The organism is Sphingopyxis sp. EU05-FHT14B03, assembly GCF_058790875.1.
In genome coordinates this window covers 848,126-867,981 of sequence record NZ_JBYTDC010000001.1, presented here as the reverse complement: position 1 = coordinate 867,981, position 19,856 = coordinate 848,126, and the positions used below count along the sequence as shown (strand labels likewise).

Here is a 19,856-nt window from a genome sequence, read left to right as displayed (position 1 = left end):
AAGCCGGTGCTGCGCCCGGACGACCGGGGGAAATAGAGAGTGCCAGACGGCGGTGGGCGAGGGTTTTTGGGCAAGTTCAGCGCGCGCGCGGCGACGCCGCGCCCTGAAGTCGTTCCCAGCATCCACACCAAGGAAGCGTTGCTCCTCCTTCAGAATTACGAGGAAAGCGGCCAGGGCTGGTTCTGGTCGACCGATGCCGACGGTCGGCTGACCTATATCACCCATCACGTCGCGCAGCAGATGGGCCGGACCGCCGCCGCGATGCTCGGCGCTACTTTTTCCGACCTGTTCCTGCCGGTCGACAGCCATGGCGAGCGGCAACGCACTCTGCCCTTCCTGCTCACCAAACAGTCGAAATTCGACGAATTGCCGCTACGCGGCGCGTTCGAGGGCGACCAGCGTTGGTGGGCGGTGTCGGGACGCCCGCACTTCGACGGCGGTGGCCGCTTCACCGGCTATCGCGGCAGCGGCATCGACATCACCGAGCAGCGCCGGTCGGCCGAGGATGCGTCGCGGCTCGCGATGTATGATTCGCTGACCGGGCTCGCCAATCGCTTCAACATCTCGAAAAAGCTCGATACGACGCTCGCCGCCTTCGCCCAGCAACAGCGGTCGTGCGCGATCATGCTGCTCGACCTCGACCGCTTCAAACAGGTCAACGACACGCTCGGCCACCCCGCCGGCGACGCGCTGCTCAAGCAGGTCGCCGAACGGCTGCTCAAGATCGTGGGAGACAAGGAAATGGTCAGCCGCCTGGGCGGCGACGAATTCCAGATCATCCTGCCCGACGTCGAGGATCGCGGCAAATTGGGCGACATGGCGTCGGACATCATCAACAGCCTGTCGCAGCCCTATTCGGTGGAGGGTAGCCGCTGCATCATCGGCGCCTCGATTGGCGTTGCGATCAGCCCGTTCGACGGCGACAACAGCGACAATCTCGTTCGCAACGCCGACCTCGCGCTCTATGCGGCCAAGGGCAATGGGCGCGGCCGGTTCAGCTTCTATTCGAGCGACCTGCACCAGTCGGCGGAAGACCGCCGCGCGCTTGAGGAAGATTTGCGCGATGCGCTTGCACGCGGCGAGATGGAGCTTTCTTACCAGCCGATCGTCAACGCGAAGACCGATACCGTCACCGGCATGGAGGCGCTGATCCGCTGGACGCATCCCGAGCGCGGACCGATCTCGCCGGCGCTGTTCATCCCGATCGCCGAGGAAGCCAACCTCATCTGGACGCTCGGCGAATGGGTGCTGCGCAAGGCGTGCGACGACGCGTCGCGCTGGCCGGGCGAGATGCGCGTCGCGGTCAATGTCTCGCCGATCCAGTTCGCCAACGCCGAATTGCCGAAAATCGTCACCCATGCGCTCGCCGCCAGTGGCCTGCCGCCTGAACAGCTCGAACTCGAAATCACCGAAAGCGTCTTTCTCGGCGATTCGGCCGAAACCAGCCAAATGTTCAAGGCGCTGAAGGCGATCGGCGTCCGCCTCGCGCTCGACGATTTCGGCACCGGCTATTCGTCGCTCGGCTATCTGCAGTCGGCGCCGTTCGACAAGATCAAGATCGACCAGAGCTTCGTACGCGGTGCGACCCAACCGGGTTCGCGCAACGGCGCGATCATCGCGGCGATCGTCGCGCTCGCCGAGGCGCTCGAAATGGAAACGACCGCCGAGGGTATCGAATCGCTCGACCAGCTCGACCTGATCCGCAAACTCAACGTCAGCCATGTGCAAGGCTATGTGTACAGCAAGTCGGTGTCGAACGACGAACTGCTCGGCCATGCCGAATCGGGAAACTGGACGATCAAGCCAGCGGGTCCGGCGCGTCAGCGCAACGATCGTTTCCAGATGTTCCGCAATGTCGGTGCGATCCACGACAATTACCGCTATACCGTCGTGATGCGTAACCTGTCGGCGACCGGCGCCTTTATCGAAGGGATCATGGACGTGCCGATCGGCACCCAGTTCGTGATCGACTTCGGCGAAGGCCAACTTGCCACCGCAACCGTCCGCCGGACCAAGAAGCACCAGCAGGGCATCGAATTCGAACAGTCGATGGTCAGTGACGGCAATGGCGGGCTGTGCACCCGGCACCGTGTGTCGCCCTATCTCATCGCCGCCGCCACGCAACAGACCGCGACCTCGCTGGCGCTGCCGTCGTTTACCACGACGACGGACTGGACGGGCAACTGACACGGTCGCGCAGGTAGCGCTGGCGCCGACGCAGCGTCTTTGCCAAAAGGCACCCATGTTCAGCACAGCACATCATATCAAGCGCGTCGCGATCGTCGGATTGGCGTGGGTCGCGCTCACCGCCGCATCGACCGGCGAGCAGGTCGCCGACTTGATCGAGGCGGGCAAGCCGATCGAGGCATTTTCGCTCGCGCAGGAAAAGGCAGGCGAGGGTGACCCCGAGGGGCAGTTCGCGCTCGGCTGGTTCTATGACAATGGCGAGAATATCACTGCCGACAAGGCGAAGGCAGCGGGGCTGTACCGCAAATGCGCCGACAAGGGGCTTAGCCAGTGCCAGTGGCGCCTCGGCGTGATGTACGACACCGGCGAGGGTGTGACCGAGGATCCGAAGGCTGCGTTCGGCTGGCTGAAGAAGGCGGCGGCGCAGGATAATCTGGCGGCGCAGGTCAGCCTGGCGGTGATGCACGCCAATGGTCGCGGCACGCCGGTCGATTTCGCCAAGGCGATGGACTATTATCAGGCGGCGGCAAGAAAGCGCGAGCCGCACGCCTTTTACGGCATCGGCATCCTCTATCTCGAAGGGCAGGGCGTTGCGGCCGACAAGGAAACCGCCGCCGCGTGGTTCTCGGTCGCGGCTGCACTCGGCGACGAATCGGGGAGGGCGATCACCGATCGGATGCTTGCGGACCAGAAGACCGAGGTGCTCGACCGCGTCGCGGCCAAGGCGACCGCGCTCTATTCGGATTATGTCGAACCGGTGCGGCCTTTGCCGACGCAGCCTGCCGAGGCGCCGACCGAAGCCCCCAAGGGACCCTGACTTCGCCGCAGCGGAACCGCTGCCGTCATAAGCCGTTATCCGTTCGAGGGATCAGCGAACGGAGACGATCATGGCGGAAGCAAAGATATTCGCGCGACTCAAGGCCGATCACGACCGGCATCGCGACCTGCTCGACCGGATCGACGACACTCATGGCGACAGCCCCGAGCGCGAGCAATTGTTCGAGGCGTTCCGCGTCGAGGTCACCGCCCACGCGGCGTCGGAGGAACTGTCGCTCTACGCGACGATGATGGGCAAGCCCGACCTGCGCGAGGACGCCCAGCATAGCGCGAGCGAGCATAAGGAAATCGACGAGATGCTCACCGAACTCTATGAGATGGACTTTGCCTCGACCGGTTGGCTGACGCGGTTTCGCACGATGAAGCATCGCTATCTCCACCATATCGACGAGGAAGAGGAAGAGATGTTTCCCGCCGCCGAAGAGGGGCTGACCGCGGCGCGGAAGAAGGAACTGGCGGAAATCTTCGCGAAGGAAAAGCCGAAGGAAAAGGCGAAGGCGGCTGCCGATGAGCCATCGAGCGAGGACGAGCGCGAATAGGCGCGGCGCTCGACTTTCGCGCGTCCGCCCGCCATAGGCGCGCGCCATGACCACAAGATTCACCTTTTCGGTCGCCGCGACCGATGGCGCAGCGCGAACCGGCGTCATCGCGATGCAGCGCGGCGACATCCGCACCCCCGCCTTCATGCCCGTCGGCACCGCCGCGACGGTGAAGGCGATGCGCCCTGCGGACGTTCGCGCGACCGGCGCCGACATCATCCTGGGCAACACCTATCATTTGATGTTGCGCCCCGGCGCCGAGCGCATGGCGCGGTTGGGTGGCTTGCACAAATTCATGGGGTGGGGCCGGCCGATCCTGACCGACAGCGGCGGCTATCAGGTGATGAGCCTGTCGGCGCTGACCAAGCAGAGCGAGGAAGGCGTGGCGTTCCAGAGCCATCTCGACGGATCGCGTCATATGCTAACGCCCGAACGCTCGATGGAGATCCAGCGGCTGCTCGGCAGCGACATCGTGATGGCGTTCGACGAATGCCCGCCGAATGGCGTCGATGCCAGGCGCGCCGAGGCGAGCATGGAACGATCGATGCGTTGGGCCGCGCGCAGCCGCGCGGGCTTCGACGCCGGCGACGAACATGCGGCGCGTTCGGCGCTGTTCGGAATCCAGCAAGGCTCGCTCGACGAGACGCTCCGCGCGCGCTCGGCGGCGGCGCTGACCGACATCGGCTTCGATGGCTATGCGATCGGCGGCCTCGCGGTGGGTGAGGGTCAGGAGGCGATGTTTGGCGTGCTCGACTATGCGCCGAGCCAACTGCCCGTCGACCGGCCGCGCTACCTGATGGGGGTCGGCAAGCCGGACGATCTGGTCGGTGCGGTCGCGCGCGGTGTGGACATGTTCGACTGCGTGCTGCCGACGCGTTCGGGGCGTAACGGGCAGGCCTTCACCTGGAGCGGTCCGGTCAACATCCGCAATGCAAAGCATGCCGAGGATCAGGCGCCGCTGGACAAGGCCTGCGGCTGCCCGGTATGCTCGACCTGGACGCGCGCCTATCTCCATCATCTCGTCCGCGCGGGCGAGATGCTTGGCGCGATGTTGATGACGCAGCACAATTTGCATTTCTATCAGGATCTGATGCAGGGGATGCGCGATGCGATCACCGAGGGGCGCTTCGCGGCTTTCCAGTCGGATTTCGAGAGTCGGTATCAGCGTGGCAAGGCCGGGTGACGCGACTCAGTTGAGCTTGTTGAGCAGGTCCATCATCGAATCGGGGATCGTCTCGTCGACCGCAGACTCATAGGCGCGACGCAGGGCGATGTTCACGTCCTGCGCCTTTCTGGTCATTTTCTTGTCACCGTCTTTTCCGGTTCGCTTCTGTGAAGGGGACCCGGATTCAGACGGCATTATCATGATATCCAATGGACATGGGGCCTGTAGCTAACCGCGCCTTCAACAAAGAGCAATGGCGCGTTTCTTCTTCCCCATGAAACCAATTTGCCGTTAGATCGTTCCACGTCGGCGCAATAATATCGGGCGCGGGCGGAGCATCGTCCGATTCTGGCGGGTTTCGAGGCAGGCATGGACCTGTATCAGGAGGTAAACTATGTCATTGGGTCAGGCGATCGCGCCGCATCTTCCCTATCTGCGCCGCTACGGCCGTGCGATTTCGGGAAGCCAGCGGAGCGGCGATGCTTTGGTCGCGGGCCTGTTGCAGACTTTGGTCGCAAACCCGGCGGCGGTCGATACGCGCGCCGACCTGCGCATCCAGCTCTATCGCATGGTGCATGACAATTTCGGGCTCGCCAGCGAGCAACAGGGGCAATCGGACGAACCCGCCGCCGCCGACATCGCGATCGCCGACGCGCGGCTGCGCCGCATTCCCTCGCTCGCGCGCCAGGCCCTGCTGCTGACGGCGGTCGAAGGCTTCAGCGAAGAGGAGGCCGGACGCATCATCGGCCGCGACGCCGCGACGGTGCGCGGCCTGATCGACGAGGCGATGGCCGAGATCGACCGCCAGACGCGTGCGCGCATCCTGATCATCGAGGACGAGCCGATCATCGCGATGGACATCGAAATGATCGTTCGCGACCTGGGGCATGACGTCGTCGCGGTCGCAACCACGCACAGTGAGGCGGTCGCCGAGGCGCAAGCGCACACACCGAGCCTCGTCCTCGCCGACATCCAGCTCGCCGACAATAGTTCGGGGATCGAGGCGGTGCAGGAAATCCTGACCGGGCTGAAGGTACCGGTCATCTTCATCACCGCCTTCCCCGAACGGCTGCTCACCGGCGATCGCCCCGAGCCGGCCTTCCTGCTCACCAAACCGTATCAGCCCGCGACGCTGCGCGCCGCGATCTCGCAGGTGCTGTTCTTCGACGAGAGCACGGTTCCGGCCTGAGCTCATCCCTTCGCTATTGCGCGCTATGGGTTGCGAGCTTGGCCGGAGCAGGTGATAGGGCGGGGCGATGACTTCCCAACGCCAATCGGCGCTCGATCGCCTGACTGCCAATGCGCCCTTTCTCGCGCGGCTGGCCGAGTTGCAGCCCGATGATGTGACGCGCTTCCTGACCGACGGCACCGACGCCGCGCTGGCGGCGGTCGCCGCGCCGCCGAGCGATGACGATATCATGGTGAGCCTGCGCCAGTGGCGCGGGCGCATCGCCTTGTTGCTTGCGCTCGGTGATCTGTCGGGCGAGCATGATGTCGCGACGACGACGCGGCACCTGTCGGCGTTTGCCGACGCCGCCTGCGATGCCGCGCTTGCTGCTGCCTTTGCCGAGCGCGTGCCCGGCGAAGAGCCGCGCGGGTTGTCGGTGATCGCGCTCGGCAAGCTCGGCAGCCACGAACTCAATTACTCTTCGGACATCGACCCGATCCTGATCTTCGATCCGGAGACGATGCCGCGTCGCCAACGCGACGACCCGACCGAGGCGGCGGTGCGGATCGCGCGGCGGATGACCGAAATATTGTCGGCGCGCACCGCGAACGGCCATGTGCTGCGCGTCGACCTTCGGCTGCGCCCACACCCGGAGGTGACGCCGATCGTCCTGCCGGTCGATGCGGCAATCTCCTATTATGAATCCGAGGCGCTGGCGTGGGAGCAAGCCGCGTTCATCCGGTCGCGCGCGTCGGCTGGCGACCGTGCGCTTGGTGGCGAGTTCCTCTCCGCGATCCAGCCTTTCATCTGGCGCCGCAGCCTCGATTTTCGCCAGCTCAAGGAAATCGGCGCGATGAGCGACCGCATCCGCGACCATTTTGCGCAGGGGCAGGCCTTTGGGCCGGGCTACGATCTCAAGCGCGGGCGCGGCGGCATCCGCGAGATCGAGTTTTTCGCGCAGGTCCACCAGTTGATCTATGGCGGGCGCGACCCGTCGCTGCGTGTGCCGGCGACAGTCGACGCGCTTGCGGCGCTCGCTAAAGCCGGGCGGATCGAGGGGGGGGTCGCGGAGCGGCTGACCAGTTGCTACGCTATTTTGCGGCGGATCGAACATCGGTTGCAGATGATCGAGGACCAGCAGACGCATTGTTTGCCGCTGCAGCCCGCCGTGCTGGATGCGGTGGCGCGGCTCGATGGGCATGCCGACGGCGCGGCGCTGCTCGCGATGCTCCAGCCCGTCACCGCCGAGGTTGCCGCCTGTTACGACCGGCTCGTCCTCGAACGGGCGGCGACCAGCGGTCTGCCGCGCGACGAGGGCGAACTTGCCGGGGCGCTGATGGCGGCGGGTTTCGAACCGCCCGAGCCGGCATTGCGCGCGATCGCCGAATGGCGAGGGGGCAAGCTGCGCGCGCTGCGCACCCCCGCGGCGCAGGACGCGCTCGAGACGGTGCTGCCCGAACTGGTCAAGGCGCTGGGCGCCGCACCCGATCCCGAAGCGGCGCTGACCCGTTTCGACAAGCTGGTGTCGGGGTTGCCGAGCGCGATCAATTTTTTCCATCTGCTCGCGGCGCAGCCCGAACTCGCCAAGGTCGCGGTGCGCGTGCTGACGCTGGCACCGACGCTTGCCGAGGCGCTGGGCGTGCGGGTCGAGCTGATCGAAGGGCTGATCGACAAACGCGCTTTCGATGCGCCCGCCGACAAGGCCCAGTTGCGGGCCGAATGGGCGCCGGGGCTCGCGGGGCTCGATTACGAACGCCTGCTCGACCGCGTGCGCGACCGGGTCGGCGAGCGGCGCTTCGCATATGGCGTGCAACTGATCGCGGGCGCGAGCGACCCGATGGTCATTGCGCGCGGCTATGCCGAGCTTGCCGAGGCGGCGCTGCAGGTGCTCGCCGATGCGACGGTCGCCGAATTCGTCGAGGCGCATGGGCGGATCGCCGACAGCGAATTGGTGGTCCTCGCGCTGGGCCGGTTCGGTGGACGGGCGCTGACGCACGCGTCGGACCTCGATCTGATCTATCTGTTCACCGGCGATCATCTCGCCGAATCCGACGGGCGGCGGCCGCTCGGCGCGACGACCTATTACAACCGCCTCGCGCAGCGGGTGACCGCGGCGATGTCGGTGCCGACCGCGGCGGGCAAGCTCTATGACGTCGATACCAGGCTGCGGCCGCAGGGCGCGCAGGGGCCGCTGGTCGTCACGCTCGACAGCTTTGAACGTTATCAGCGCGAGGAGGCCTGGACGTGGGAGCATATGGCGCTGCTCCGCGCGCGGCCCGTCTATGGATCGGACGGTGCGAAGGCCGAGGTGCAGTGCGTCATCGACACGCTGCTCGCGGCGCCGCGCGATGCAGCGAAACTGACGCAGGACGCCGCCGAGATGCGCGACAAGATGGCGGCACACAAGCCGCCGAAGGGCGCGCTCGACATCAAGGGCGGGCCGGGCGGGCTGGTCGACCTCGAATTCGCGATGCAGGTGACCCAGCTCGCCAGCGGCGAATGCCATGACCCCAATATCGCGGCGGCGCTCGCGTGCCTGAAGGGCAAGGGCCTCGCACCGCCCGAAGTGTGCGAGGCGCATGCGCTGCTCGCGCGGATGCTCGTGATGCTGCGCCTGACCGCACCCGAAGGTGAACCCGCGACCGCCGCGGCGCGACAACTGGTGGCGAGCCAATGCGGCGAGCCGGGCTGGCCGCAGCTGCTTGCCGCGCATGACGCGGCGCGGCAGGAGATTACAAATTGGTGGGCGTCGATTCGCCCCGACCCACAGGAGAAAATGCCATGACCCTCACCATCGGCGATGCTGTTCCCGCAATGAAGCTGCTCGACGCCGACGGCGCGGCGATCGACCTTGCGAGCCTGACGGGCGCACCGCTGGTCGTCTATTTCTACCCCAAGGCCGACACGCCGGGTTGCACCGTCGAAGCGCAGGATTTCACGCGGCTTGCCGACGACTTCGCGAAGCTCGGCGCGCAGGTGCTGGCGGTGTCGCGCGACGCGCCGGCAAAACTGTGCAAGTTCCGCGACAAATATGGGCTGACCGTGCGCCTTGCGTCGGATGAAGAAGGCTCGGTCTGCGAGGCGTTCGGCACCTGGGTCGAAAAGCAGAATTACGGCCGCAGCTATATGGGGATCGAACGCTCGACCTTCCTGTTCGGCGCCGACGGCAAGCTCGCGCGCGAGTGGCGCAAGGTCCGTGTGAAGGGCCATGCCGAAGCGGTGCTGGAGGCGGCGAAGGCGCTTTGATGATTACTGCCCCTTTTTCCGTTCGCGTCGGGCGAAGTCGAGACGTCGTGCTGGACCGAGGGGCGTCTCGACTTCGCCCGACGCGAACGGGATAGGGAATCCATGAACTCCTTGGGCGAAGCCGCGCGGGCGGTGCTGCTGACCGCCGATCCGCACGCCAAAAGGCGCGCGGCGCGCGAACTGGCGCGCGCCTGGCGGCGCGGCGACCTCGCGCATCGCTGCGACGTCGCGATGCCCGATCGGCCGGCCTGGCCCGAACATCCCCAGCTGCTGCCGCCCAGCCGCATGCCGAGCCGCCGCAAGGGAGGTTCCGAGCGCGGACGCATCGCGATGCTCCACGCGCTCGCGCATATCGAGTTCGTCGCGATCGACCTTGCGGTGGACCTTGTCGGGCGCTTCGGGGGAGAATTTCCGCGCGCCTTCGTCGACGACTGGATCGGCGTCGCGGCGGACGAGGCGATGCATTTCGCGCTGCTCGACCGGCGATTGCGGGCGCTCGGCAGCCATTATGGCGCGCTGCCCGCGCATGCCGGATTATGGGAGGCGGCCGAAGCGACGAGCGACGATGCGCTGGCGCGGCTGGCGATCGTGCCGATGGTGCTCGAAGCGCGCGGGCTCGACGTGACGCCGGCGATGATCACTCGGTTCGAGGATGTCGGCGATACCGCATCGGCCGCGATCCTGCGGCGCATTTACCGCGACGAGATTCGCCATGTGAGCGCGGGCACAGACTGGTTCAACCGGGCGTGCGATGAACAGGGATTCGCCCGGACGTTAACCTGGCAAAGCCTCGTAAAATCGCGATTTCGGGGGTCTTTGAAGCCGCCGTTCAACGACTCAGCGCGCCTCGACGCCGGTTTAACGCAAGAATACTACGCTGTTATTGCTTCGTAACGATTGACCCCGCAGACATCATCGCGGGCGGATGATCAATCATCCAATGCAGACAAAACCGGCACCAACGGAAAATTTTCCATTGGCGACATGGCAGATGCGGGGTCGTTAAGTGATAAACACTCTTCTGGCGCAAAAGTTTCGTTTTGGGCTGATTTTTTGTGCCACCGCGCTGATGGGCTTCACCGCCCCGGCTGTTCAGGCTGCCGATACCAGCGCCGATGCGGGCATCGTCGTTCCCGACGAACCCGATGACGACAGCTTCACCGCCGGCGTTCCGCAGACCAGCGAAGATACCGAAGCCCGCGCGATTTTCCAGGCGTGGAAGCGCCTCGACACTGGCCTGACCGCCAATATCGGCGTCGCCATCCCGTCGCGGGTTCCGATCGAGAATATGTCGCTGTCGTCGTCCTACGGCATGCGCGTCCACCCGATCACCGGCAAGGTTGCGCGCCACAATGGCGTCGATATTCCCGCGCCGCACGGTACCCCGATCTATGCGACCGCCGACGGCATCGTCGGCCGCGCCCAGCGTCTCGGCGGCTATGGCAATTATGTCGAAATCGAACATGGCAACGCGATCCAGACGCGCTACGGCCATATGTCCTCCTACATCGTGGCCCCGGGCCAGCAGGTGAAGAAGGGGCAGGTCGTCGGTTACGTCGGTTCGACCGGCCGTTCGACGGGCAACCACCTCCATTATGAAGTCCGCATCGAAGGCGCGCCGGTCAATCCGATGCCCTTCTGCCGCCAGGACAGCATGGCGATCGCCGCGATCACCGGCGACAAGCTGGCGATGGGCGGGCCCGAATAAATAGCTTTTCAGGGTCGGAGAGGAGGGGGCGCCCACCGGTCCAAGCCGGGGCGCCCTTTTCATTTGGGCGTACGGGATGGCGGTTTCGGGCGTTAGTTGCCGCAGGCACCTCTCACTTTGTCATCCCCGCGAAAGCGGGGACCCAGCGAGCCGACGTTGCTACTGGGTCCCCGCTTTCGCGGGGATGACAATGATGGAGGCGTCTGCTCCCCACCCCAGAGCCGCCGCTCGCGTGATCCGATCGCCACACCCCCTTCCATTCGTGCTCGCACGCCCTATCTTGGCACCATGGCCACGCAGCTTTCCGATATCACTCTGTCCCCCGCCGCCGCGGCGCGCGTCCGCTGGATCGCCAACCGCAAGGGTGAAGCAGAGGCTGCACTGCGCCTCGCGGTCGATGGCGGCGGCTGTTCTGGCTTTACCTATCGTTTCGGGCTCGCCGAAGGCATCGATGCGGAGGATATCGTCACCGAGACCGACGGAGTGAAGCTGGTCGTCGATCCCGTCAGCATCGACCTGGTGCGCGGCTGTATCGTCGATTTTGTCGATTCGCTCGGCGGGTCGTCGTTCAAGGTCGAAAATCCCAACGCGGCCTCGGGCTGCGGCTGCGGGTCGAGCTTCTCGATCTGACGCCTTTCGTCGCGACCCCGTTGCTGCCATAGGTGCGGCATGAAAATCGCGACCTTCAACATCAACGGAATCAAGGCGCGCCTGCCGCGTCTCGTCGAATGGCTGGAGGAAACCCAGCCCGATATCGCCTGCCTGCAGGAACTGAAGTCGAGCGACGAGACGATGCCGACCAAGGAGATTGAGGCCGCGGGTTACGGCTTCCTCTATCACGGGCAAAAGGGCTTCAACGGCGTCGCGATCCTCGCCAAAGGCACGACGCCGGTCGAGGTGCAGCGCGGGCTGGCGGGCGAAGCCGAGGACGAGCAGTCGCGTTACCTGGAGGCCGATGTCGACGGCGTGCGCGTCGCGTCGATCTACCTGCCCAACGGCAATCCGCAACCGGGGCCGAAGTTCGATTACAAGCTGCGCTGGATGGCGCGGCTGCGCGAGCGCGCGAAGGCGCTGCTCGCCGCCGAGATCCCGACGATCCTGACCGGCGACTACAACGTGATTCCGCACGATGACGATGTGTGGGACCCGCGCGCGATGTCGACCGATGCGCTGATGCAGCCCGAATCACGCGACGCCTGGTTCCGCCTGCTGGGTGACGGCTGGACCGACGCGATCCGCAGCCGCCATCCGGCGGGCGGGGTGTGGACCTTCTGGGACTATCAGGCGGGCGGCTGGCAGCGCGACCATGGTTTTCGCATCGATCATCTGCTGCTCAGTCCTGCGCTCGCCGACCGGCTGGTCGACGCCGGAGTCGACAAGGACCACCGCGGGCGCGAGAAGGCGAGCGACCATGCGTCGACATGGGCGGTGCTCGCTTGAACGCGCTGTCCGCCAGCGGGCTGGCGGACGTGCCGCTGTTCGCGGACCTCGACGACGCCGCGCGTGCCGAAATCGCCGATGCCTTCACGGTGCGCCATTTCGCCGATGGCGAGGCGCTGCTCGTCCAGAATGAGCGCGCCGAGGGCCTGTACCTGATCGACGAGGGCCGGGTCGATATCGGCAAGCGGCTGCCCGGAGGCGGACTGGCCTTGCTCGCGCAGGTCGGCCCGGGCGAGGTCATCGGCGACATGGCGCTGATCGGCCGCGATATCAAACGATCGGCGATGGGCATCGCGCGCGGACCGGTGCGCAGCTGGTATATGCCCGCCGATCAGTTTCGCGCCGCACTGTCGCAGCTTCGCCCCGCCTCGCTGCAATTGCAGACCGCGCTTGGCCGGCTGGTCGCGGCGCGGGTTGCGGGCAAGACGCGCGATATTGCCGCGATGCTGTCCGAAACCCCCGATAGCTTCACGCCGCGCCCGCAGCGGGCGCTGCCGCCGGTGAGCGAGGAGGATTTCGCGGCCGAGGCCTTTCTCGCCAAGCTTCCCTGTTGCGCGGCGATGACGCCGGGCCAGCGGCGGGCCTTCTGGGATGCGGGGGAGCGGATAGACCTTGCCGCCGATACCGACCTTGCGGGGGTCGGCGCATCGTCCGACCGGATTTGGCTCGTGGTTCGCGGGGCGGTGCGCAGCGGCCTGCCGCACGGGGAGGGTATCTATCAGCTGACCGTCACCGGTCCCGGCCAGCTTGTCGGTCTGTCGCCGATGCTATCGGGCATGGCACACGACCGGCTGCTGCGGACGAGCGAGCAGGCGACGTTGCTGGCCTTCGACCGCGCGACCTTTGCCGAAATGCTCGGGACCGGCGATGCGCTGAGCCGCGAACTCGGCGCGTCGGTCAACGCCGACCTCGTCACCGCGCTCGACGCGCTCGATCAGGTCGAGGCGCGCATCCTCGCGATGCAGCGCGGGCACGCGGTGGCGGCCTGATATTTCGATGAGCCGATGGGGGATTGCCATGTCGCGCTGGATTGCCGTCGCCCTTTGCCTGACCGCAGCCCCGTCCGCCGGGGCGGACGAGGGTGGTTTCGACGCCGCGCTGCGTGACTTTCGCCAGCTCCACCGCGCCGAAATGCGCCGCGCGAATATTGCCGGGAGCAGCTTTTACGTCGTGCGCGACGGGCAGGTTGTCGCGGCCGACCATCTGGGCGAGCAGGACACCGAGGCGCATGTGCCGGTCGATGCGCGTACCATCTATCATTGGGCGTCGGTGACCAAGACGATGACCGGCATCGCGATCATGCAGCTGCGCGATCGCGGGCTGCTGTCGCTCGACGACCCGATCGTGAAATATGTCCCCGAACTGGCGGCGGTGCATAACCCTTATGGTGACACGGGCGCGATCACGCTGCGCCAGCTGATGAGCCACAGCGCGGGGTTCCGCAGCGGCACCTGGCCGTGGCGCGAGCATGACTGGCAGCCGTTCGAACCGGCCAACTGGTCGCAGTTGTTGGCGATGCTGCCCTACACGCGGGTCGAGTTCGAACCCGGCAGCCGCTTCGGCTATTCGAACCCCGGCATCGTCTATCTGGGGCAGGTCATCGAGCGATTGTCGGGCGAGGATTATGAAGTCTATGTCGACAAGAACATCCTGAAGCCGCTGGGTATGCACGACAGCACTTTCGACCGGACGCCGCCGCACCTGCTGCCGCACCGGTCGCACAGCTATTATGTCCGTGACGGCAGGCGTGTCGCCGTGCCGTTCGATGTCGACACCGGGGTGACCGTGTCGAACGGCGGGCTCAACGCGCCGATGCCCGACATGGCGAAATATGCCGCCTTCCTGCTCGGCGAGCCTGCGCGGCAGGCGGACTATGATCTGGTGCTGAAGCGCTCGTCGCTCGAGGAAATGTGGGTGCCGCAAATCGCGGCGGGCGAGGATTTCACGCAGGGCCGCATGGCGAAGACGACCCAGAGCGGGCTATCCTTCTTCGTCGACCGCGGCGCGGGCGTGCGCTTCATAGGTCACAATGGCGACCAGAACGGCTTTCGCGCCTATCTCAGTCTCTGCCCCGACCAGCGGGCGGGAACGTTGCTGGCGTTCAACACCGAAACGAAGGGCGTCGAGAACAGCCCGGCCAATCGCGATACCGCCGAATCGCGCATCGCGCTGGCGACCGATCGTCTGTGCGAGGCGCTCGCGAAGTAGCTGTGTTGCGGTTCTCCCGTTTGGGCGGAAATATTCTATGTTTTTAGCTAGTTGGTGCATTCGTCTGGCGATAACATGTCGAGCAGGGTTGGCAGCGCGGCCATGTCGCCTGGACTGTGCGCCCCGCCCGCTCACCGCCGATCGAGCCCGCTCCTCGGGAAGGCCCAATCGATTCCATCAACGGGAAATCAACGCTAAAACTCGCAATTCGGCACAGGAAGCACTTTCATATCCTCTGGCGTTCGGCCTGTAGAAACTTCCTTCACATCCATCGAGCAACTGCGAATAGGATTGTTGCCGTCCGGTATCTGGGTGATGTTATATGTCGCATTGGCTTTTGGCGTGAATTCGATAACGTTTATGCAAGACGAGTAAAGCTGAGAATTATAGCCTCCGTAGGTTTGCTTCATGGTAAAGCCCAATATCTCTACCTTCTTTCCGGCTTCAATTTTTATCGGTTTTTCTTTTGTATTTCGACCAATTCCAGCGCTATAATCAATAAGCTTTTGAGATAACTGACATTCATCGCCTTTCATGGTCCGGTAATATTGATAATCTCCGCTGAAAACGGATAGTCTCAAGCCTCCCTTAGGAAAGATAAATGTTGCGGTCTCTGTTGCGCCGGTAGGGACTTTGTATTTTTTCTGGCCAAGCTCGTTTCTATCGACTGATCCTCCGAGCACAACGGCAAGAATTAGGGCAAATGCTATTCTCATTTGTCAATATTCCCTGAAACTTCGTAAATTCATTATATTGTCGGGGCCGCGCCTACCGGTTCTTGCGCCCCTCGATCAGCCCGTCGACGAGGCTCGGGTCGGCCAGCGTCGATGTGTCGCCCAATGACCCGAAATCATTCTCCGCGATCTTGCGCAGGATCCGGCGCATGATCTTGCCCGAGCGCGTCTTGGGCAGGCCAGGTGTCAGGTGGATATGGTCGGGGGTGGCGATCGGGCCGATTTCCTTGCGGACCTGCTGCTTGAGGGCGGCGACCATGTCTTCGGTCGCCTCGACCCCGGCGTTGAGCGTGACATAGGCGTAGATGCCCTGGCCCTTGATGTCGTGCGGGAAGCCGACGACCGCGGCCTCGGCGACGTCCGCGTGGAGGACGAGCGCGCTTTCGACCTCGGCGGTGCCCATGCGGTGGCCCGACACGTTGATGACATCGTCGACGCGGCCGGTGATCCGCCAATAGCCGTCGGAGTCGCGGCGGCAGCCGTCGCCGGTGAAATACTTCCCCTTGTAGGTCGAGAAATAGGTCTCGGCGAAGCGCGCGTGATCGCCGTAGATCGTCCGCGCCTGTCCGGGCCAGCTATGGGTGATGCAGAGGTTGCCTTCGGCCGCGCCGCCGCTCTGTTCGTCGACGAGCACGCCGCCCTCGGCATCGACGAGCTCAGGGCGGATGCCGAAGAAGGGCTTGCCGGCGCTGCCGGGCTGCGCGGGATGCGCACCGGGCAGGGTGGTGATCATGATGCCGCCGGTCTCGGTCTGCCACCAGGTGTCGATGACGGGGACGCGGCCCTTGCCGACGATGTCGCTGTACCAGCGCCATGCCTCGGGGTTGATCGGCTCGCCGACGCTGCCGAGCAGGCGGATCGACGACAGGTCGTGGCGGGTGACATAGTCATCGCCCTCGCGCATCAGCGCGCGGATCGCGGTCGGCGCGGTGTAGAGGATGTTGACCTGGTGCTTGTCGACGACCTGCCAGAAACGGTCGTGGTCGGGGTAGTTGGGGACGCCCTCGAACATCAGCGTGGTCGCGCCGTTCTGGAGCGGGCCATAGACGACATAGGAGTGTCCGGTGACCCAGCCGATGTCGGCGCTGCACCAGAAGATCTCACCGGGGCGATAGTCGAAGCCGTACCAGAAGGTGCTCGCGGTCCAGACCGAGTAGCCGCCGACGGTGTGGAGCACGCCCTTCGGCTTGCCGGTCGAGCCCGAGGTGTAGAGGATGAACAGCGGGTCCTCGGCGTTCATCGGCTCGCACGGGCAAGTGTCGCCGACATCGGCCGACAGCGCATCGTACCAATGGTCGCGGCCTTCGGTCATCGCGACGTCGCCGCCGGTGTGGGCGATGACGAGCACCGCCTTGACGTCGACGCGTTCGAGCGCCTTGTCGACATTGGCCTTGAGCGGAACGGTCTTGCCGCCGCGCAGCCCCTCGTCGGCGCAGATCACCCAGTCGCTGGCGCAATCCTCGATCCGCCCGTGGATCGCCTCGGGCGAGAAGCCGCCGAAGACGACGCTGTGCACCGCGCCGATGCGCGCGCAGGCGAGCATCGCGACCGCACCCTCGGGGATCATCGGCATATAGATGGTGACGCGGTCGCCCTTTTGGACACCCAGCTTCTTGAGCGTGTTCGCGAAGCGGATGACGTCGGCGAGCAGTGCGGCATAGCTGATCGTGCGCGTCTCGCCATCGGGGGCGTCGGGCTCGAAGATGATCGCGGTCCGGTCGCCATGGCCGGCGGCGACATGGCGGTCGACGGCGTTGTGGCAAAGGTTGAGGACGCCGTCTTCAAACCATTGGATCGACACCGGATCGTAGGACCAGTTGGCGATCTTCGTCGGCAGCCTGATCCAGTCGATCCGCTTCGCCTGTTCGGCCCAGAAGGCATCGGGGTCGGCGATGCTCTGGGCATAGAGCCGGTCGTAATCGGCGGCAGTGCAATGGGTGTTCGCGGCGGCGTCGGCGGGGACCGGGACCAAAGGTTCGGAGGGGGGTAGGTCGGACATGTTGCTTCTCCCGCTTTTCAGGCCCGTCGCTTAGGCCGCGAATCTTGTCAGTCCCTCCTTATCCGTTCGCATCGAGCGAAGTCGAGGTGCCCGTCGGTCGCATACGACTTCGGGGTGTCTCGACTTCGCTCGACACGAACGGGTGGAGGGGATTAGAGGCGGCACGAGATCGCAATGGAAAGGACTATCGATGACCGGGATCGGCGAAGAGGTCGGGCGGCTGCTCGACGGGCTGGGCGTGGACCGGGCGTTGTGGACCGACGGATCGATGCCGTCGGTGACGCCGCTGACCGGCGAGCCGGTCGCGATGCTGCGCGTCGCCGATGCGGCGGTGATCGACGAGACGCTGGACAAGGCGGTTGCCGCCTTTCGCGCATGGCGCAAGGTTCCGGCACCGCGGCGCGGCGAACTGGTACGGCTGTGGGGCGAGGAATTGCGTGCGGCCAAGGACGATCTGGCGAAGCTGGTGACGATCGAGGCGGGCAAGATTCCGTCCGAGGGCGCGGGCGAAGTGCAGGAGATGATCGACATCTGCGACTTCGCGGTCGGGCTTTCGCGCCAGCTTTACGGCCTGACCATCGCGACCGAGCGGCCAGGGCACCGGATGATGGAGGTGTGGCATCCGCTGGGCGTCGTCGGGGTGATTTCGGCGTTCAACTTCCCCGTCGCGGTATGGGCGTGGAACGCCGCGCTGGCGCTGGTGTGCGGCAACAGCGTGGTGTGGAAGCCGTCGGAAAAGACGCCGCTGACCGCGCTGGCGACGCAGGCGATTTTCGCGCGCGCGGTGGCGTGTTTCGGCGATGCGCCGGCGGGGCTGTCGCAACTGCTGATCGGCGGGCGCGAGGCGGGCGAGGCATTGGTCGACGACAAGCGCGTGGCCTTGCTGTCGGCGACGGGGTCGACGCGCATGGGCCGCGCGGTCGCGCCGCGGCTGGCGGAGCGCTTCGCGCGCGCGATCCTTGAGCTTGGCGGCAACAATGGCGTGATCGTCGCGCCGTCGGCGGACCTTGGCCTCGCGCTGCGCGGGGTGGCGTTCGGGGCGATGGGGACCGCGGGGCAGCGCTGCACGACGACGCGGCGATTGTTCCTGCACGACAGCATCTACGACGGCTTCGTCGCCAAGCTGAAGGCGGCCTATGCGAGCGTCGGGGTTGGCAATCCGCTGGCGGGCGAGGTGCTCGTCGGGCCGCTGATCGACCGCGCAGCGTATGAGATGATGCAGGAGGCGCTGGCGGCGGCCAAGGCAGCGGGCGGCGCTGTGCAGGGCGGGGAGCGCGTCGGCGAAGGCGCGAGCTTCTATGTGCGGCCCGCGCTGGTCGAGATGCCGGGGCAGGTCGGACCGGTGCTCGAAGAGACCTTCGCGCCGATCCTTTATGTCATGCGCTATGACGACCTCGATGCGGTGATCGACGAACATAATGCGGTCGCTGCCGGCCTGTCGTCGGCGATCTTCACCACCGACATGCGCGAGGCCGAACGCTTCCTGGTCGCCAGCGACTGCGGGATCGCCAACGTCAACCTCGGCACCAGCGGCGCCGAGATCGGCGGGGCGTTCGGCGGCGAGAAGGAGACCGGCGGCGGGCGCGAGAGCGGGGCGGACAGCTGGCGCCAATATATGCGGCGCGCGACGAACACGGTGAATTATTCGGACGCGCTGCCGCTGGCGCAAGGGGTGTCGTTCGACATTTAGGCCGCTGTGCTCAGTAGCAGTCCCATTGGTAGAAGATCTTGCTGAAGTCGCGCTTGAGCAGGTCTTCGCGGCGGATCATGAATTGGCCCTGCCCGGAGTCGCCCCACATGATGTGGTCGTCGCTCCACAGGTTGAGGAGGACGCGGTCGACGTCCTGATAGCGCTTGTCCGCGCGCCAGTCGGACTGGGTAAAGCCGGGGTGGCCGCCGACATGGTGGCCCTGGGTCGCCAGTTCGATCTGCTTGTCGGCGAAGGCATAGATGCGGTCGCTCTTGGCGCGGTCGTTGAGCAGCGTGGCGAGGTCGCGTTCGGCGAGCCAGGATTCGACCGAGGGGACCTGATCGGTCCGTTTCGGCTTCAGCGCGATGCCTCGCGCGACGGTGGCGTCGTAGAGCGGGGAATAATCGTCGATCCCGCGGTCGCCCGCTGGCCGCCCGCTGTGCAACTGGCCGGGGCCACCCAGCTTTTCGCGCCAGATGACACGAAACTTGCCGGCCTCGGGCTTCTCGAAATTCGCGCCATACAGGTCGTCGCGGGCGAGGAAGAATTGCAGCACGCCGCTGGTCGGATAGTCGGGCAGCGGCGGCAGTTCGGCAAAATCGACCTGCGCCAGGAAGGACATCGGTCGTCCTTCGGGGTCGGCGGGCCACGCTTCGCCGGCCGCCAGCCAGACCGGGCCGCCGATGCGTGTGCCCCCCGCCGTGGCGGGGGCCGGACCCGCCGGCTCGAGTTCGATCGCGGGGAGGCTGTGTTTTGCCTGCCAGGCGGCAAATTCGGACACCGCCGGATCGCGTAGCAATTCCTGCATCGTCGGCTCGGCGGGTATCGCCGGTGTGCAGCCGAACATCGTCGCGGCTGCGAGGGCCGCAGGGAGCAGGAGCCTTTTCATGTGGTGGAGCCTATCGGCTTAGCCGATCGTGCGCGAGTGAATTTGG

General features: G+C 65.5%; 18 protein-coding genes. 14 read left to right on the top strand and 4 right to left on the bottom strand.

The genetic code is table 11. The features are described 5' to 3' along the window. The first annotated feature begins 66 nt into the window (after positions 1-66). The 4 genes from AC3WS4_RS04200 to tgt all read left to right on the top strand — a co-directional run bounded on the left by AC3WS4_RS04200 (position 67) and on the right by tgt (position 4,746). On the top strand, positions 67-2,187 hold the full coding sequence (locus tag AC3WS4_RS04200) for an EAL domain-containing protein (RefSeq protein ID WP_235535557.1): 2,121 nt from the start codon (positions 67-69) through the stop codon (positions 2,185-2,187). A 55-nt stretch (positions 2,188-2,242) separates the two neighbouring features. Next, positions 2,243-3,004, top strand: a complete 762-nt coding sequence (locus AC3WS4_RS04195; protein WP_492736293.1) for a tetratricopeptide repeat protein — start codon at positions 2,243-2,245, stop codon at positions 3,002-3,004. A 70-nt stretch (positions 3,005-3,074) separates the two neighbouring features. Continuing rightward, complete coding sequence (locus AC3WS4_RS04190) at positions 3,075-3,563, top strand: hemerythrin domain-containing protein (RefSeq protein WP_492736295.1); 489 nt, start codon at positions 3,075-3,077, stop codon at positions 3,561-3,563. Positions 3,564-3,609: 46 nt separating this feature from the next. Next, entirely contained in the window at positions 3,610-4,746 is a 1,137-nt protein-coding gene (tgt, locus tag AC3WS4_RS04185; protein WP_492736297.1) for a tRNA guanosine(34) transglycosylase Tgt, read from the top strand. Between the two features lie 6 nt (positions 4,747-4,752). On the opposite strand, the gene AC3WS4_RS04180 is transcribed toward tgt, so the two are convergent. Next, the gene (locus tag AC3WS4_RS04180; RefSeq protein WP_162248534.1) at positions 4,753-4,863 is read right to left on the bottom strand and encodes a NepR family anti-sigma factor; all 111 of its coding nucleotides are present in this window, start codon (positions 4,861-4,863) and stop codon (positions 4,753-4,755) included. 259 nt (positions 4,864-5,122) lie between these two features. Here AC3WS4_RS04180 and AC3WS4_RS04175 point away from each other — a divergent pair, with 259 nt between their 5' ends. From AC3WS4_RS04175 to AC3WS4_RS04135, 9 genes are all read left to right on the top strand, one after another. Next, positions 5,123-5,917 (top strand): response regulator, encoded by a 795-nt coding sequence (locus AC3WS4_RS04175; protein WP_187141045.1) that lies wholly within the window; start codon positions 5,123-5,125, stop codon positions 5,915-5,917. Between the two features lie 67 nt (positions 5,918-5,984). Further along, positions 5,985-8,681, top strand: coding sequence for a bifunctional [glutamine synthetase] adenylyltransferase/[glutamine synthetase]-adenylyl-L-tyrosine phosphorylase (locus tag AC3WS4_RS04170; RefSeq protein ID WP_492736299.1), 2,697 nt, complete (start codon positions 5,985-5,987; stop codon positions 8,679-8,681). Beyond that, complete coding sequence (locus tag AC3WS4_RS04165; RefSeq protein WP_492736301.1) at positions 8,678-9,142, top strand: peroxiredoxin; 465 nt, start codon at positions 8,678-8,680, stop codon at positions 9,140-9,142. The genes AC3WS4_RS04170 and AC3WS4_RS04165 overlap by 4 nt, the downstream gene beginning before the upstream one ends. A 102-nt stretch (positions 9,143-9,244) precedes the next feature. After that, positions 9,245-10,036, top strand: coding sequence for a ferritin-like domain-containing protein (locus AC3WS4_RS04160; protein ID WP_492736303.1), 792 nt, complete (start codon positions 9,245-9,247; stop codon positions 10,034-10,036). Positions 10,037-10,148: 112 nt separating this feature from the next. Continuing rightward, positions 10,149-10,850 (top strand): M23 family metallopeptidase, encoded by a 702-nt coding sequence (locus tag AC3WS4_RS04155; RefSeq protein WP_056343479.1) that lies wholly within the window; start codon positions 10,149-10,151, stop codon positions 10,848-10,850. Positions 10,851-11,138: 288 nt separating this feature from the next. After that, complete coding sequence (gene erpA / locus AC3WS4_RS04150; RefSeq protein ID WP_056343477.1) at positions 11,139-11,480, top strand: iron-sulfur cluster insertion protein ErpA; 342 nt, start codon at positions 11,139-11,141, stop codon at positions 11,478-11,480. 39 nt (positions 11,481-11,519) lie between these two features. Next, the gene (xth, locus tag AC3WS4_RS04145; protein WP_492736306.1) at positions 11,520-12,290 is read left to right on the top strand and encodes an exodeoxyribonuclease III; all 771 of its coding nucleotides are present in this window, start codon (positions 11,520-11,522) and stop codon (positions 12,288-12,290) included. Further along, positions 12,287-13,279 carry a cyclic nucleotide-binding domain-containing protein gene (locus AC3WS4_RS04140; protein WP_492736308.1) on the top strand — a complete coding sequence of 331 codons (993 nt, stop codon included), beginning with the start codon at positions 12,287-12,289 and terminating at the stop codon, positions 13,277-13,279. The genes xth and AC3WS4_RS04140 overlap by 4 nt, the downstream gene beginning before the upstream one ends. A 28-nt stretch (positions 13,280-13,307) precedes the next feature. After that, a complete protein-coding gene (locus tag AC3WS4_RS04135) occupies positions 13,308-14,498 on the top strand; it encodes a serine hydrolase domain-containing protein (RefSeq protein ID WP_492736310.1) in 1,191 nt (396 codons plus the stop codon). A 194-nt stretch (positions 14,499-14,692) separates the two neighbouring features. Here AC3WS4_RS04135 and AC3WS4_RS04130 read toward each other — a convergent pair whose 3' ends face one another. Continuing rightward, a complete protein-coding gene (locus AC3WS4_RS04130) occupies positions 14,693-15,214 on the bottom strand; it encodes a hypothetical protein (RefSeq protein ID WP_492736312.1) in 522 nt (173 codons plus the stop codon). A 52-nt stretch (positions 15,215-15,266) separates the two neighbouring features. Next, complete coding sequence (acs, locus tag AC3WS4_RS04125; RefSeq protein ID WP_492736314.1) at positions 15,267-17,231, bottom strand: acetate--CoA ligase; 1,965 nt, start codon at positions 17,229-17,231, stop codon at positions 15,267-15,269. 190 nt (positions 17,232-17,421) lie between these two features. Between acs and amaB the strand changes: the two genes are divergently transcribed. Beyond that, the gene (gene amaB / locus AC3WS4_RS04120; protein ID WP_492736316.1) at positions 17,422-18,921 is read left to right on the top strand and encodes an L-piperidine-6-carboxylate dehydrogenase; all 1,500 of its coding nucleotides are present in this window, start codon (positions 17,422-17,424) and stop codon (positions 18,919-18,921) included. 10 nt (positions 18,922-18,931) lie between these two features. Here the strand turns inward: amaB and AC3WS4_RS04115 are convergent, their stop codons facing one another. After that, positions 18,932-19,810 carry a YwqG family protein gene (locus AC3WS4_RS04115; protein ID WP_492736318.1) on the bottom strand — a complete coding sequence of 293 codons (879 nt, stop codon included), beginning with the start codon at positions 19,808-19,810 and terminating at the stop codon, positions 18,932-18,934. Between the last annotated feature and the right edge of the window lie 46 nt (positions 19,811-19,856).